Here is a 15,701-nt window from a genome sequence, read left to right on the forward strand (position 1 = left end):
CTTGCCTGAACGCGCGCGCCGCGTCGAATGGGGATTTCAGCGCAGCGGCCGCCGCGAAGGGGCGGCTGCCGGCGCGTGACCGGGCGTCAGGCGCCCGGCGTCGGGTTGGCCGGACGGGCGACATAGGCCGGATAGCCGGCGTCGGCCTTTTCGGTCGCTTCATGCGTCGCGTTGCGTTCGATCCACGGCGCGATGTCCATGTCCTCGTAGCGCACCAGCCGGCATTTGCGCACGAGCGCGTAGCCGAGCCAGATCGCGAGGAAGAACGGCAGGCCGACGTAGGTCGCGGCGACGCCAGTCCAGTCGATCTTGTCGGCGAGGAACGCCTGATAGTCCTGGCCGAGCGCGACGGCCGCGCACAGCGCGAACGCAAACAGCGGGCCGAACGGGAACCACTTCGACCGGTACGGCAACTGGTCGAGCCGGTAGCCTTGTTTCAGGAAGCCTTTGCGGAACCGGTAGTGGCTGACCGCGATGCCGAGCCACGTGATGAAGCCGGCCATGCCCGACGTGTTCAGCAGCCACAGGTAGACGGTCTTGTCGCCGTACAGCGACGTGAGGAAGCACAGTGCGCCGATCGCGGTGGTCGCATACAGCGCGTTGCGCGGCACGCCGCCCGGCGACAGCTTCGCGAACAGCTTCGGCGCGCGGCCTTCGACCGCGAGGTTGTAGAGCATGCGCGTCGACGCGTACATGCCCGAGTTGCCGGCCGACAGCACGGCCGTCAGGATCACCGCGTTCATCACGCCTGCGGCGAAGGCCAGCCCAGCGTGGCGGAACACGAGCGTGAACGGGCTCACGCCGATATCGGTCACGTCGCTCTTCAGCAGGCTCGGATCGGTGTACGGAACCAGCACGCCGATCACGAAGATCGCGAACACGTAGAACAGCAGGATGCGCCAGAAGATCTGGCTCACCGCGCGCGGAATCGTCGTGCGCGGATTCTCCGATTCGCCGGCCGCGACGCCGATCATCTCGGTGCCCTGGAACGAGAAGCCCGCGATCATCGCGACGCCGAGCATCGTCGCCCAGCCGCCGACGAACGGCGCGTCGCCGATCGTGAGGTTGCCCCAGCCGGCGCTCGGGCCGCCCTGCATGATCCCGAAGATCATCAGCAGGCCGACGCCGACGAATGCGAGCACCGTCAGCACCTTGATCAGCGCGAACCAGTATTCGGCCTCGCCGAAGCCGCGCACCGACAGCGCGTTGAGCGCGAAGATCAGCGTGAGGAACAGCGCGCTCCACCAGACGCCCGGCACGTGCGGGAACCAGTAGTGCATCACGAGCTGCGCGGCGACGAGCTCCACCGCCAGCGTCACGGCCCAGCTGTACCAGTAGTTCCACCCGAGCGCGAAGCCGAAGCCATCGTCGACGAACTTCGCGCCGTAGGTCGCGAACGAGCCCGATACCGGCATGAACGCGGCCATTTCGCCGAGGCTCGTCATCAGGAAATAGACCATCAGGCCGATCATCATGTACGCGAGCATTGCACCGCCGGGCCCGGCCTGCGAGATCGACGCGCCGGACGCGACGAACAGGCCCGTGCCGATCGAGCCGCCGATCGCGATCATTCGCAGATGGCGCGCCTGCAGCGCACGGTGGAGGGACGGCTTCGCGGGCGGCGAGCCGGACGGGCGGGACGAATCGGGGCGGGCGTCTGAATGCATGGCGGGCGCTGGGCGCTGTCTCCGGGATTGTTTTTCGGTGACGAAGCGCGACGCGTTGCCGGTCGTGGGCCGGGCAGCGGTGATGCGGTGCGAAGCGGGCCCGCTGACCCGGGCCGTGGTGCGTGTCGCGTTCGTCGGTCGTCCGGCGGCGGTCGTGGCGGCCGGCGGCGCGCCGGGTGCGTTGCACCTCGACGTCGCACTGATTGTGTGGGGTCCGATGCACGGGCGGCAAACGATATTTCCGCACAGGGTGATGCGGGATCGTCATCAACTTGCGTCGGGCCGGGACGCGTCCGCGTGCCCGTCTGCGGGCTTTGGAACCGTCTGATATCAGCGTAGGCAAAGGCGCGGCTGCGCGGCTGACTTCTTGCGTTTTGGGAATGAAGTCGTGAGTTAATATCAATAGCGGCCCGACTTGTGGCCATCGACAATGTGTTTCATGGATCGTGCCTCGCGAGGCTGGGGCGCGCCGTCCGGCCGGGCTTGCCGGCGGCGGCGCCGCGCGATGCGCCGGATGGCGCACCGGGCCCGCCGCGCGGCGCATCCGCTTGCACGAGGCGCTCGAACGCGCTCCAATCGAATCACGCGGGCGGCGCTGCCGCCGCACCGATCAATCTGTCCCTGAAGAGGAAGTGATGCAATTCAACGACATTCTTGCCGCGCTCGACATCGATCTCGCCCAGTGGAAAGGCAACGCGCTGACCGCGCGCTCGCCGCTCGACGGCGCGACGCTCGCGACGCTGGCCGTCGACACGCCCGCCGACGCCGAGCGCAAGATCGACGCCGCGCACGACGCGTTCCTCAAGTGGCGCACGGTGCCGGCGCCGGTGCGCGGCGAACTCGTGCGTGTGTTCGGCAACGTGCTGCGCGAGCACAAGGCCGAGCTGGGCCGCCTCGTCACGCTCGAAGCAGGCAAGATCACGTCGGAAGGGCTCGGCGAAGTGCAGGAAATGATCGACATCTGCGATTTCGCGGTCGGTCTGTCGCGCCAGCTTTACGGCCTCACGATCGCGTCCGAGCGCCCGGGCCACCGGATGATGGAAACGTGGCACCCGATCGGCGTGTGCGGCGTGATTTCGGCGTTCAATTTCCCGGTCGCGGTGTGGGCCTGGAATGCGGCGCTCGCGTTCGTGTGCGGCGATTCGGTCGTGTGGAAGCCGTCCGAGAAGACGCCGCTTACCGCGATCGCATGTCACGTGCTGCTCCAGAAGGCGCTCCGTGAGTTCGAGAAGACGCATCCGGGCGTCGCGCCGGCTGAGCTGAGCCAGCTGGTGCTCGGCATGCGCGATGTCGGTGAGGTGCTGACGGCGTCGAAGAAGGTGCCGGTCGTCAGCGCGACGGGCAGCGTGCGGATGGGCCAGGAAGTCGCGAAGGTGCTGAGCCAGCGCCTGGCGCGCGGCATCCTCGAACTCGGCGGCAACAACGGGATGATCGTCGCGCCGAGCGCGGATCTCGACCTCGTCGTGCGCGCGGTCACGTTCGCGGCGGTCGGCACGGCCGGCCAGCGCTGCACGACGCTGCGCCGCCTGATCGTGCATCGCAGCCTCGTCGAGCAACTGCTGCCGCGCATCGAGAAGGCCTACGCGTCGGTGAAGGTCGGCAACCCGCTCGAGGAAGGTACGCTGGTCGGCCCGCTCGTCGATCGTGCGTCGTTCGACGCGATGCAGAAAGCGCTGGCCGATGCACGCGAGCAGGGCGGCGAAGTGAAGGGCGGCGAGCGCGTCGACGTCGGTCACGCGGATGCGTACTACGTGCGTCCGGCGATCGTGCGGATGCCGAAGCAATCGGCGGTGGTCGAGCGCGAGACGTTCGCGCCGATTCTGTACGTGATGGTCTATGACGACTTCGAAGATGCGATCGACGTGCACAACGCGGTGCCGCAAGGCCTGTCGTCGGCGATCTTCACGAACGACATGCGCGAGGCCGAGCAGTTCATGTCGGCGGCCGGTAGCGATTGCGGGATCGTCAACGTGAACATCGGCACGAGCGGCGCGGAAATCGGCGGCGCGTTCGGCGGCGAGAAGGAAACGGGCGGCGGGCGTGAGTCGGGTTCGGACGCGTGGAAGGCGTATATGCGCCGGGCGACGAATACGATCAATTACAGCCGGCAACTGCCGCTGGCGCAGGGGGTGAAGTTCGACGTGTGAGGGCGGGCGCCCGGCCAGGGCGCATCGACGGTCGAATGAACAGGGCCGGTTGTCGCGAAAGCGGTAACCGGCCCTTGTCGTTTATTGCGAGGCGTGCGGCACGCCGATCGATCGCGAGCGTACCCGCTCGATGGCTTGCTTACGATTCGTGCGGCGTCGGACCATCGTTCGTCGGCATGTTCTGCACGACCAGCATCTGCGGGCTCGACAGCGTGATCGCCGCCGCGCGCAACTGCTTGAGTATCTCGAACAGCAGGTCGCTCTTCGTCGAACTCGCGATCCGCGGGCTCGACACGTAACCCGTCACGCTCAGCGTGATCCCGTCCGGCGCGAGCTGGCTGAACGTCACCGACGGCGCCGGTTTGTCGAGAATCGCCGGATGCTCGCGATACGCATCGAGCAGCAGGTCGCGCACCTGCTCGGGATCGGTGTTCAGCGGGAACGTCAGCACCAGCGTCGCGACGCCCTGCGTGCTGTTGCCCATCGTCACGTTGCGCACGTTCTGCGAGATCAGCTGCGAATTCGGCACGATCACGGTCGAGCGGTCGCTGAGCTGAATCTCGGTCGCGCGCACGTTGATGCGGCGGATGTCGCCTTCGACGCCCGCGATGCTGACCATGTCGCCCACCTTCACCGGGCGCTCGGTCAGCAGGATCAGCCCCGACACGAAGTTCTTCACGATTTCCTGCAGGCCGAAACCGATACCCACCGACAACGCGCTGACGATCCACGCGAGATTGCTCCACCGGACGCCGAGCAGCCCGAGCGTCATCAGCACGAGCAGCACGTAACCGACGTTGGTGAACAGCGTGATCAGCGACACGCGCATGCCCGTATCCATGCCGAGCGCGGGCATGAACTCGCCGTCGAGCCAGCGGCGCAGCGAGCGCAGCAGGTAGAAGCCGATCGCGAAGCCGATCACGGCGTTGAAGATCCGGTCGGGCATGATGTTCAGGCTCTGCAGCCGCTGGCTGCCGATCATCGCGACCGCACTGTCGAGCAGGTCGCCCGGCGTCGTGCCGAAGCCGCCCGTCAGCAGCGCGATCGCCGCGATCAGCATCAGCAGGCTCGTGCCGAAGCCGGACAGGACCGTGCGCGCCTGGTCGAGGTGGCGATCTTCGAGCGCGAACAGATGCTTGATCTGCTGGCCCGTCGACAGGCTCGACGAGAACAGGCTTTCGCTCGCGTCGCGCGTCAGCTGGATCAGGATGTAGGTCGCACACAGCACGATCTCGAACCACACGAGCTCGTACGTGATGAAGCGCGCGACCGTGATGTAACCGATCAGGAGTGCGATCAACGACGCGACGATCGCGAGCGTGACGCCGGCATGGATTAGCCCGGCAAGCGTCGAGCGCTGCTCGGGCGCCTCGCCTGCCGCCGCGAGGGCGCTGCGCGCACGGTTCGCGCGCAACAGCGACGCGCCGACCGTCAGCGCGACGACGAGCGACACGATGCCGCGGCCGAACAGCGTGACCGACAGGCTGGTGTCGACGATCCGGTTGATCGATTCGAGCGTGCCCGACACCAGCAGCAGCCCGGCCAGGACGGCGGGGAACGGCTTCATCGCGAGCGCGACGGGATCGGCGAGCGCGGGCAGGCGCCACGACGGATGCTTCGTGCAGAGCAGTGCGCGGCCGAGCCCGGCGATCAATGCGCAGGTCGCGGCGAGTTTCGCGAACTGGTCCCACAGATCGGTCAGCGACGGCGTGAGTTCGTAGTGGCGCGCGACGGCGAGGTAGAGGATCTGAATCGCGATGGCCGTCGCCAGGAAGGTCGACAGCGCGGTCGACAGCGCCAGCGCACTGCGGCGCAAGCGGGTGGGCGGCAGGCGGTTCAGCGCGATCCACGCGAGCCCGCGCTCGATGAGCCGGCGGCCGCCGAGCCATGCGGCGAACGCGGCGATCAGCAGCAGCGTGGTGATCGCCCGTTGTCCGGGCACCCACGACGAGCGCAGCATGTCGAACAGTTCGCCGTTGAAATCGTCGAGCCGCTGACGGTCGTCCGGCGACAGGTGGAACAGCGGCAGCCAGAACTGCGCGCTGAAGATGCTGCCCGAACGGAACGCGAGCTGGTTCTTCAGCAGGCTGCGGTGCAGTTTCGCGAACTGCTCGGTCAGGTTCGTGAGGCTCGTCTTCTGGTCGGCGGCCTGCTTCAGCGCGGCATCGATCTGCGTCTTGCGTGCGTCCAGCGCGGCCCGCTGCTTCGCGACGGCGGGCGTTTCCGGCGCGGCGCCCTCGGCCGGCGGCGGGCCGAGCACGTCGAGTTGCGCCTGAACCTGCGCGCGTTGCGGTGTGAGATCGCTCTGCAGTTTCGCGACATCGGTGCTCAGCTCCTGCGCCGAGTCGTCGAGCCCGTCCAGCTCCTTGCTGTTGGACGCGGTCGACGTCTGCTGCTTGATGCGGTCCAGCTCGGCCTGCATCTGCTTGAGCTGCGCGACGGCGTCGGGCAGCGAGATGGCCGGCACGGTTGCGCCGACGCCGCTCGCGACGGGAGCGGAAGCGGCGGCCGGAAACGCCGACGCCGTCGCGATCGCCGCGAACTGCAGCAGCGCGATCAGCGCGATCCGGCGGGCGTACGTGGATAGTCGTTGCATGGACATGGAATACTTACGATTTGCCGACAATGCCGGTTGCCGAAAGGCAGCCGGAAGCCGGTAGTTGGCCCGGTAGCATGTTACCGGGGCGCGGAGATGAACGACTTTCGAATCTGCTTCCGCGGTGTCTGCGACGCGGGCATGGGCGACGGACCGGCGGAAGTCCTGTTTATCCCGTCGCATCGGGGCCGTGTCGATCGAGCCACGCCCCGGAAGGGCGCCATTTTCAGCGTCGGGCGGCCGTTGTCACCGCGACAGACGGTTACGAAATTTACATAAAGTCGGTGCGACCGCGAGCCGCGATAAATGGGGCGCGAAGAATTGGGCGGCTACGGGGAAACCGGACCTTTCATTTTCCCGTCGCCCAATCGTCGGTACAATGCCGCGAGCCGTTGGCCGATCATCCGGGACACGAGAAGGCGAGGCCGTCGCCGCACGTCGAAAGCCGAACAACCAGAAGAATCCTGAGAGCATGGCAGATCAAAAACTCCCTCCGGGCGCGGAGTATGAGCAGGCCACCCCGTGGTTGACCGATGTTCATCCGGACGACGTCGTCGCATCTGGCGAAGGCTTCAACGCGTGGCTGATCAGCGTGACGCATGGCTACGTGGACGTCGATCGACTGAAAACGGTCGCGAGCATGATTCCGGTGCTCAACAACCTGATGGCGCTGGCCGATGCGCTCACCGACATCGTCTCGATCATCCGCAAGCGCGGCGGCGAACTGCTCGACTATCTCGGACTCGCGATCAACCTGATCGGCGTGATTCCGTTTCCGCCGGTGCTGGCGCCCATGCGTCTCACGGCGCGGCCGCTGCTGGCGCTGATTCGCAATGAAATCCTGATTCACAAGCGCGATATCGGCGCCGCGCTCATATCGATCGTCGTCACGCATGTCCAGGCGTCATGCGCGACCGAGATCGAGGATTTCCTGACGAAGCTGCAGGCCGTGCTCAACGACGTGATCGACCACTGCGCGGCGAAAGCCCGGGAGATCCTGACGAGTCTCGCGGACGGCATCGATGCAGTGTTGGCGGGGCAACTGTTCGATCCTGCGGAGAACGAGCGGCGGGCCGCCGAGTATCGTCAACAGATGAAGAAGAGCGGATGGTTCAGCAAGGATCTGGTAACGGGGGCGTGGGGATATCTGGCCGAGTCCAGGACGGCGCTCGTCAAGCGCGGCGCCAACGCCGCGACCAGCACGGCGACCGGGCTTATTTCGGAGGAATACGTCGCACCGATTCGCCAGATTGCCGTGTCCTTGCGCACGCTTGCTCCGGTGGTGGTCGGCAAGATCAACGAGCTGAAGGGCAGCGACGAAGGCAAGCTGATGTGGCTGCTGCTGAAGCTCGTCAACGCGTTGCGGCACAAGCGCGACGCGATGCGGGCCGCATCCATCAAATCGCAGGGCACGACGGAAGCGACGGCCCAGCGGCCGCAGGTGCCCCTTGCCGCGACGAAGAAGGAGACGAGAGCGAAGGGCTCGGGTGTCGACCACTGCGAAGAGTGCGGGGTCGGTGCGTCGGGCGGTTCGATCAGCTACGCGTTCGGCGACGAGACGTTTTCTCATGCCGATTTCGAATTGCCGGGTGCGATGCCCGTCGTCTGGATACGCGTCTATCGGTCCCGGCTGGCCGGATACGATGCCGGCGAACTGGGCGCGCGCTGGCTCTCGCCGTACATGACGCGCATCGATGTTCGGGACGGCAAATGGATCTACAGCGATTCGACCGGCCGCAACATCGAATATCCGGCGCTCGCGGCAGGTGCGGTTCACGACGACCGCGTGGAAGGTGTGACGCTGAGCCGGCTCGACGACACGTGGACGACGGTCGCGTACGGTCACGATCTACTGCACGTATACGAGAAGCGCGGCGATTCGTTCCGCCTCGCGTTGCAGAAGGATCGCGCGGGCAATACGATCGCGCTCGATTACGATGACGCGAATCGTCTGGCGCGGCTCGTCAGTTCGGCCGGCCATACGCTCGCGTTTCGCCACGACAGCCGCGGACGTATCGCAACGATCGAGCAGATCGTCGACGCGAACACGCGCACCACGCTTGCCCAATACCAGTACGACGAGAACGGCGATCTCGTGCGTGCGGCGGATCGTTACGGCAACGTGCGCCAGTATGCTTACGACCGTCATCTGATCACGCGCTATACCGATCGCACCGGCCGCGGCATGAACCTCGAGTGGGAAGGGGCGGAGCGCGACGACAACACGAATGCTCGGTGCGTGCGCGAATATGCCGACGACGGCAGCCACGACATTCGTCTCATGTGGCACCCGAACATCCGCCTGACCTATGTCACCGATGCACTGGGCAACGTCACGCGGTACTACTACAACATCCGCGGATACATGTACCGGATCGCGTATCCGGATGGCACCGAGGAGTGGATGCGGCGCGACCAGGACAACAACCTGGTCATGCATGTTCATCGCGACGGCGGCATCGAGGAGATGGACTACGACGCACGCGGGAACATGACGAAGCATTACCGCGTCGACGGGGCTGTGGTCGAGATGGGTTACGACGACCGCGATCAACTCGTTCGTCTCAAGGATCCCGAAGGATATGAGTGGGAGCGCTCGTACGATGACGCGGGTAATCTGGTCGCGCAGAAGGACCCGCTCGGGCACGAGACGAAGTATGCGTACAACGCCGCCGGGATGCCGGTCAAGATGGTCGATGCGAAGGGCGGTACGAAGGTACTTGTCTACGATGACGCGGCACAACTGTTTCAGTACACCGACTGCTCGGGCAAGGTGACGAAGTGGCGCTACGATGCCGACGGGCGACTGGCGCAGTCGATCGATGCGGCTGGCAATGCCACGGTTTACCGGTACGGCCCGAATGGGGCGGTCAGCGAGATCTCGTCTCCGGCAGGCACCTATCGATATACGCACGATGCCGAAGGCCGTCTGCTGTCCCATACCGATCCGCTCGAGCGCATGACGCGTTTTTCATACGACGTCGCGGGGCGTGTGGCCAGCCGCGTCGATGCGCTCGGCTACACGCTCGCCTATCGTTATGATCGCCTCGGTCGCTTGACGGTGTTGACCGATGCGAATCGCGCGACCTACCAATTTCACTATGATCCAGCGGGGCGATTGCTGGAAGAGATCGGGTTCGACGGCAAGCGGACCACATACGGATACAGCGAGGGCACGCTGCAGCCGGTGAAGATCGACGAGGGCGGGCAGGTGACCGAACTCGAATTCGATCAGGCCGGCCGCATCGTATGCCGGACCTCGGGTGCGAGCAAGGAGCGATTCGCATACGACGCCAGCGGGCGACTCATCGAGGCGCTTAACAGCCACAGCCGGACGCAGATGTTTTTCGATTCGGTCGGCAATCTGGTGCGCGAACATCATGCTTATCGGCTGTTCGGTGAATCGCGCAGCTATGTGTGGCATCACGAATACGACGAAATCGGCACGCGGATCAAGACCGTCCGCCCCGATGGTCATGTGCTGGACTGGTTGATCTACGGGTCGGGTCACGTGCACGGGCTCGTGCTCGATGGTGAGGAGCGAATCCAGTTCGAGCGCGACGATTTGCATCGAGAAACCGGGCGGATGCTGTCGAGCAAGGTCGGGCAGCAGACGCAGTACGATCCGGCCGGACGAATCACCCGGCAGGCCATTCGGCGAGCGAATGCGCCTGCCGCATTGGCCGAGCGCCGGTATCGGTACGATGCCGTGGGGCAGCTCGAGCATATCGAGGACAGCCGCAAGGGGTTGATCAACTATCGTTATGACCCGGTTGGCCGCCTCATCGCGGCGATCGGGCCGCTCGGTACCGAGACTTTCGCCTTCGACCCGGCAAGCAACATCATTGACCCCGGTAGTCCCCGGCACGCTCGTACGCCGGGGGCCGTGAAAGCGAGTCCGGTTGTGCCGGACAGCGTGGACAGCACATTGCCGGCGGAAGTGCCGCGCGTGCTCGGGAATCTGTTGAAGGAATATGCGGGTACGCACTTCGAATACGATGCGCGCGGGAACCTGATCGGCAAGCGATCACCGGTGGGGCGGCAGGAATACGAGTGGGACGGATTCAACCGGTTGCATGTGGCGCGTGTCGAGGAGGCCGGGCGGCAGCATGAGGCGCGGTATTTCTACGATTCCTTCGGGCGCCGGATCGGCAAGGACGTGGATGGCGTGCGGACGGTGTTCGGGTGGGATGGCGATCAATTGGCGTACGAAAGCAACGAGACCGGTGCGACGCAGTACGTTTACGAGCCGGAAACGTTCGTTCCGCTTGCGCAATATGTGACGGCGCAACCGGTCGCGGGGATCCAGACGCCGGTGTGGCAGGAGGGCGAGCCGTACGTGCCGGAGAAGGACCCGCTGCAACGTGTGCCGGAAAGACAGTCGGACGCGCATTTGTTCTATTACCACTGCGACCAGATTGGGACGCCGTTGCTGATGACGGACGAGGTGGGGGAGGTGGTGTGGGAGGCGTCGTATCGGGCCTGGGGCGAGGCGCGGGAAGTGATTGCGCGGGCGTCGAAGGCGGCGGGCGTGGAGCCGAGGAACCCGATTCGGTTTCAAGGGCAGCAGGAGGATGCGGAGACGGGGCTGAGGTATAACCGGTATCGGTACTATGATCCTGTTCTTGGGCGCTTTGTCAGCAGGGATCCGATTGGTCTGGTTGGCGGGTTAAATGCCTATCAATATGCACCCAATCCGGGGCAGTGGATTGATCCGCTCGGGCTGGCAAGAAAGTGCCAACTTGGCAGCTATGGAGGCTTGACTGGAAAGGCAAACGCTCGAGACGAGCTGGACGCACACGAGTTTGTTCGGAATGAGGCTTTGGAGCAGATGGGACTTACCCCTGAGGGGGTACGCAATAAAGCGAATCCGTCGATTGCACTTCCGCGTCCGATGCACACGGAAGTTCACAAGAATGAGAACGCGTTAGCGGCCCTCCATCTGGGGGTTGGTCGAGATGAGTTTCAATTCGGCGAGAACGGGCTGCCTACGAAGCGCCAGATGGATGTTTGGCAAGGGGCCTTGCGCCAGGCAGGTGTTCCTGCGGCACGTGCGCGCGAACTTCGAAGGCAAGCGGGACGCTTCCTGTCTCGGTGCCCATGTCCATGTAATTAGGAGGATCGTAGATGTTCAATGAATTGATCTTTGTTGACGGGGAGCCAACCCCATCCGTGGCCTATTTCGGAGGGAGCCCCTTTTTGCCCGGAGCGTTCAATTGGCCGGCTGATTCAAACGGTGCTCCGTTGCTTCATCTGGCTACCTTTCCTGCCGAGTTTCTCTGCAAATATGTGTCTGGGCTCCGTGTGAAGAGCGACTTGGTGGTGTCCATCTTTTCCCCATACTCGCTAACAGACGACGGATACATCGATAGCGCGATGAGCGAAGGTGGGGTCGCATTGGCCTATCGTCCTAGCAATATTTCGGTGGACCGGTACGGAAGCCCTATTCTGCCGCCCAAGCGGATTGACGTCGTGCAGAACCCCGCTGACGACAGCGAAGAAAATGGCATTGCAAAAATCGCAGGTATTCCCGCGTGGGTGCAGGATGAGGAAGAAAGAGACGGGATGATTTATGTCCTACAACTCAACAACTCACGTCTAAACAAAGCCGCGCCCACGCACAAGAGCATTCTGGTGGGTGGGGTCGGCTACTTGCTTCTGAAAAGTGATCTTGATCATGAGGGACCAGACGCGGGAGTGTTCATTATCCAGACGTCGTAGAGCGGGCTCGCATTACAGGGAAGTTTGATATTGTGGTGGTCGATTCGTCTGTAAGGATCTGATCCACATTGTGATCAGTCGGGACGGAAGGGGGGGCTGATGTGTCAGGAATTAGTTCCCCCCAGAGCGGCGGCCAAGACAACGTATATGTCGGTTGGAGAGCTTATCTTCCGACCGATGTCCGCTGGCCGATGTCTATCAGTGGCTAGCCGCTGGTTCAGCTGATGAATCTTCCAGGAATATGGTTTGGCCTAAATATCAAAAATGATGATTTCTGTATTTACCCATTATATAGAAGGTAAAGTTGATTATTATCGATAGCTTCGCGAAAGAGATGGCCGTCGAGGCAGTCGTTGCTGGGCATCTGGCGAGCGAATCTGATGCATTTATTGCCACGTCTTGATTGAATATTTAGAGAGATTTTTAGTGCGAGGCCGAGTAAGCGGCCTTTGTTTTTTAGGCGGCAGATCAACGTGAGTCGACTAGGTTCCTTGGCCTCGGTCGTCGAGGACCCGATCGCCTGGATTGACCCGCTTGGTTTGGCGTGCCGCCGGCCCCGGCGGCTATCGCGTGAATGACGCAGATCAACACGGCAACCTTAGCCGCAAAGCGAATCGCGCGCCAAGTAACACGAATACGGTTGCCGACGGGGGTGGTGCAGTCACATCATCCGATTCAGCAGGAATGGGCGAAGCAACAGATGTTTCCTAACGGGGACTATAGTTCACGAGCTGCGCCGGCGGTTTTGCTGTCGAGCACTTCGGGCTCCATCCATGCCCAAATCTCCGGTATGCAGCGGGCATTCCGAAATCAAAACGGCTTCAATACGGATGTACAGACTGAGTTTAACGAGGCCGCCCGGCAGATGGGGGCGGCCGGTGTTCCAGAAAGTGTCGTGAGACGAGCGATACGGAAAAATTTGACGTATTTAGACTGTTTGGGGGGGCTTTCAATGCTAAATAAAGCGTATCTTAGTCAACATTTCGAACTGAGAATTCCAGCGACCACTAGTCAGATTCATGTTGCGGAGGCGAAGGTCGGGTTGTCTTTTCCTAAAGAGTACGTTGACCTTCTCCAAATCACCAACGGGCTAAATTCGATGGGCTGCTTGGCTCTGCATGAGATAGAAATTTTGCCGGAGCGGAATGTCGATTATGAAGTCCAGAAGTGCCTCCCTGGATATTTCATGATCGGGGATGATGGTGGTGGTCAAGCAATTTTGATCAATTCCAGCGGAGAGGTATTTGAAGTAGGAATGGGGGTGATGAACCCGAAATTTCTGGAGAGATCGGCCGACTCACTGACCGATTTGTTGGTGAATCTCAAAGGCTTGACGCTTGGCGAAAGATGAACTCTAGGCCGCCTGCTTGAAGTCGTTGATCAGTCAAGATCCGATAAGGCTACTGAAGGCAGAACCATCGACCATGGGCGTGTCCGACCTGAGCGGGGAAGTATGACGAAAATCTGGACCACGGAGGCGGACTATCCGGAAAGTCGGATGGCACTCTACGACGAGGCAAAAAATGGGGTGGATCGCTTCGAGTTGCAGGAGGCAAAGCGCCTCGCAAGACTCGATCCCTTATTATTCGAGCTTCCCAAGAAAGGGCTGTCAAAGATTCGAGACTACGGCGTCATCTGGTCAGACATCTTGATTCCGCTCGTAAGTGAAGCGGTGCGTGTTGCGATTGAAGAACTGGCGAATGACGATGATGTTCAGTTCATCCCGGCTGTCGTTAGATCGAACGGAGAGGCGATTGATGGCCCGTACTTTCTTCTCAACCCGACTAGGAAAGTTGACGTGGTTGATCACGATGCTTCAGAGCCGATAATGGTGAAAGTCTCGGGATTTCCTGACGCTAAGGTCGGTTTCAAAAAGATGGTCTTGCGCCCCGATTTCCCAGCCAATGGCATTGGCCGGCAATACGACTCCCCGACATACATTGTCGTCGGCGATCAATTGGCCGATGCTGTTTTGCGTGCCACGAAGAAAGGAGTGAGATTCACTACTGGTATCCCACCGGTCAGTTGATGCCGAACTGACCGGCAGTGCCCGGACGGTTCCACCTGAGCCACAACCTGATGCAGCACGGAAAGGCGCCCCTCTCGTTCCAGGGGCAGCAGGAGGATGCGGAGACGGGGCTGAGGTATAACCGGTATCGGTACTATGATCCTGTTCTTGGGCGCTTTGTCAGCAGGGATCCGATTGGTCTGGTTGGCGGGTTAAATGCGTATCAATATGCGCCTAACCCCGTTCAGTGGACCGATCCCACAGGGCTTACACGATGCTGTTGCCCGTCGTTGCTTCCCGGCGAAGGAGACGTCGGAAAGTACAGGGATTTGAAGAGAGCCGGATCAACGGGTGACAATCTCACTCCGCATCACATTCCATCTGATGCGTATATGGAGGGAATTGCTGTGCCAGGTTATACGCGCGGCGACGGTGTGTCTATTAACATGGAAATGCCTCCGACCGGAGGACGTCATCGTCAAACTAGTTCTTATGGGACAACCCCTGATCTAACGATGGCGCCTAGGGATATGTTGGCGCAGGATATTCGAGATGCTAGACGAATTTACCAGCGACAAAATTGTTATACGTCTAAAGTTCGTGCTGGGCTGCAGAAAGTTATTGCTCAAAACAAGGCTCAGTATCCGTCGACATTTGGGAAGGGATTATGAAAAAAGATTGCTTGGAAGATCTGCTGCGTGTTCGTCAACTTGAATCCCCGGATGAAGTTGCCGTATTCGATGGGGTGCTTGAGACTCTTAGTTCTGACGTTTTATCGAAGGGGGACCTTGTGGATCTCCTTTCTGTATTTATTGACCGAACTAGAAATGAAGAAGTCATGTATGGTCTTCTTCATTTAATAGAGGGTGGTGATATAAATTTAGTTGTCGATGCTTTAATGCAGGTAGCCCCGGATATGAGAGCAACTGCGTCTGATTGGCTGGATACGTTCATCTATCGACTACTGAATGGTGATCATTCTCGGGGTGTATTGATTGATCATCTAAAGCAGAGCAAGCATACACCCGGCGGCGCAGAAATTGTTTATCGGCTTGCCGCGATGGAGCAGGATGCCTCCGAGAAAATCAGAGAGAGGGCATCATTCGTTCTGTCTAAATTAAATTAAATATATTGATGGCGTGTTGATTTGCTGGTTGGCGGGCAGTGTGGCAGTTACCTGCTAAAAAAATGCGCAAAATCAATGGATGGTCACTCTGCCTGGAATCGAGGTTGATTATGGGGATTCCCGGCTGCTGCTGAATTATGTGAAAGGCGTGCGGTTATTGCGTTTATCAACTCGGAAGAGTTCTTGTCTGAGTATCGGGGAGTTTCGAAATATTTGGCCCGGATGTAAGTGGTGTAGCCGTGAGGGCAAGGGCGAGATGAACCCGTGCTCGTTCAGACATTCATCGCGAAACCGCCCGTTGAACCGCTCCGAAGACATTCGGCCCACCCCGCCATCACCCGATTGATGTGCTCCCGCACGCGCCTCGCTAAAATGCGCGAAGCCGCTCGCCAGTTTCCTCTGCTGGCGCCAACGACAATCAAGAATCCGGAGACTC

The 15,701-nt window shown here is 61.5% G+C and carries 8 protein-coding genes and 1 pseudogene; 7 read left to right on the plus strand and 2 right to left on the minus strand.

The features are described 5' to 3' along the window. Nucleotides 1–86: 86 nt before the first annotated feature. Nucleotides 87–1,667, minus strand: coding sequence for an amino acid permease (locus KR541_RS21985; RefSeq protein WP_204383883.1), 1,581 nt, complete (start codon nucleotides 1,665–1,667; stop codon nucleotides 87–89). 635 nt (nucleotides 1,668–2,302) lie between these two features. Between KR541_RS21985 and amaB the strand changes: the two genes are divergently transcribed. Further along, complete coding sequence (gene amaB / locus KR541_RS21990; RefSeq protein ID WP_050016288.1) at nucleotides 2,303–3,814, plus strand: L-piperidine-6-carboxylate dehydrogenase; 1,512 nt, start codon at nucleotides 2,303–2,305, stop codon at nucleotides 3,812–3,814. Between the two features lie 139 nt (nucleotides 3,815–3,953). Here amaB and KR541_RS21995 read toward each other — a convergent pair whose 3' ends face one another. Then, entirely contained in the window at nucleotides 3,954–6,416 is a 2,463-nt protein-coding gene (locus KR541_RS21995; RefSeq protein WP_050016282.1) for a DUF3772 domain-containing protein, read from the minus strand. 466 nt (nucleotides 6,417–6,882) lie between these two features. On the opposite strand from KR541_RS21995, the gene KR541_RS22000 reads away from it, so the two are divergent. From KR541_RS22000 to KR541_RS22025, 6 genes and pseudogenes are all read left to right on the plus strand, one after another. Next, nucleotides 6,883–11,526 carry an RHS repeat-associated core domain-containing protein gene (locus KR541_RS22000; RefSeq protein WP_216089783.1) on the plus strand — a complete coding sequence of 1,548 codons (4,644 nt, stop codon included), beginning with the start codon at nucleotides 6,883–6,885 and terminating at the stop codon, nucleotides 11,524–11,526. Nucleotides 11,527–11,537: 11 nt separating this feature from the next. Next, a complete protein-coding gene (locus KR541_RS22005; protein ID WP_176016380.1) occupies nucleotides 11,538–12,131 on the plus strand; it encodes a DUF1963 domain-containing protein in 594 nt (197 codons plus the stop codon). Between the two features lie 574 nt (nucleotides 12,132–12,705). Continuing rightward, the gene (locus KR541_RS22010) at nucleotides 12,706–13,482 is read left to right on the plus strand and encodes an SMI1/KNR4 family protein (protein ID WP_176016379.1); all 777 of its coding nucleotides are present in this window, start codon (nucleotides 12,706–12,708) and stop codon (nucleotides 13,480–13,482) included. Nucleotides 13,483–13,629: 147 nt separating this feature from the next. Beyond that, nucleotides 13,630–14,160 (plus strand): imm11 family protein, encoded by a 531-nt coding sequence (locus KR541_RS22015; RefSeq protein WP_235356268.1) that lies wholly within the window; start codon nucleotides 13,630–13,632, stop codon nucleotides 14,158–14,160. 68 nt (nucleotides 14,161–14,228) lie between these two features. Beyond that, nucleotides 14,229–14,423 (plus strand): annotated as a pseudogene (locus KR541_RS37060) (RHS repeat-associated core domain-containing protein); the annotation flags it as partial. Nucleotides 14,424–14,821: 398 nt separating this feature from the next. Next, nucleotides 14,822–15,265, plus strand: a complete 444-nt coding sequence (locus tag KR541_RS22025) for an Imm30 family immunity protein (protein ID WP_160300525.1) — start codon at nucleotides 14,822–14,824, stop codon at nucleotides 15,263–15,265. Nucleotides 15,266–15,701 lie beyond the last annotated feature (436 nt).

The sequence above is a fragment of the Burkholderia sola genome (genome assembly GCF_905400185.1).
GTDB classification, from domain to species: domain Bacteria; phylum Pseudomonadota; class Gammaproteobacteria; order Burkholderiales; family Burkholderiaceae; genus Burkholderia; species Burkholderia sola.

Bases quoted from the DNA above. Each gene is read 5' to 3' on its own strand.
- amaB (WP_050016288.1), top strand. From the start codon at position 2,303: ATGCAATTCAACGACATTCTTGCCGCGCTCGACATCGATCTCGCCCAG.
- KR541_RS21995 (WP_050016282.1), bottom strand. From the start codon at position 6,416: ATGTCCATGCAACGACTATCCACGTACGCCCGCCGGATCGCGCTGATC.
- KR541_RS21985 (WP_204383883.1), bottom strand. From the start codon at position 1,667: ATGCATTCAGACGCCCGCCCCGATTCGTCCCGCCCGTCCGGCTCGCCG.
- KR541_RS22010 (WP_176016379.1), top strand. From the start codon at position 12,706: ATGACGCAGATCAACACGGCAACCTTAGCCGCAAAGCGAATCGCGCGC.
- KR541_RS22000 (WP_216089783.1), top strand. From the start codon at position 6,883: ATGGCAGATCAAAAACTCCCTCCGGGCGCGGAGTATGAGCAGGCCACC.
- KR541_RS22005 (WP_176016380.1), top strand. From the start codon at position 11,538: ATGTTCAATGAATTGATCTTTGTTGACGGGGAGCCAACCCCATCCGTG.
- KR541_RS22015 (WP_235356268.1), top strand. From the start codon at position 13,630: ATGGCACTCTACGACGAGGCAAAAAATGGGGTGGATCGCTTCGAGTTG.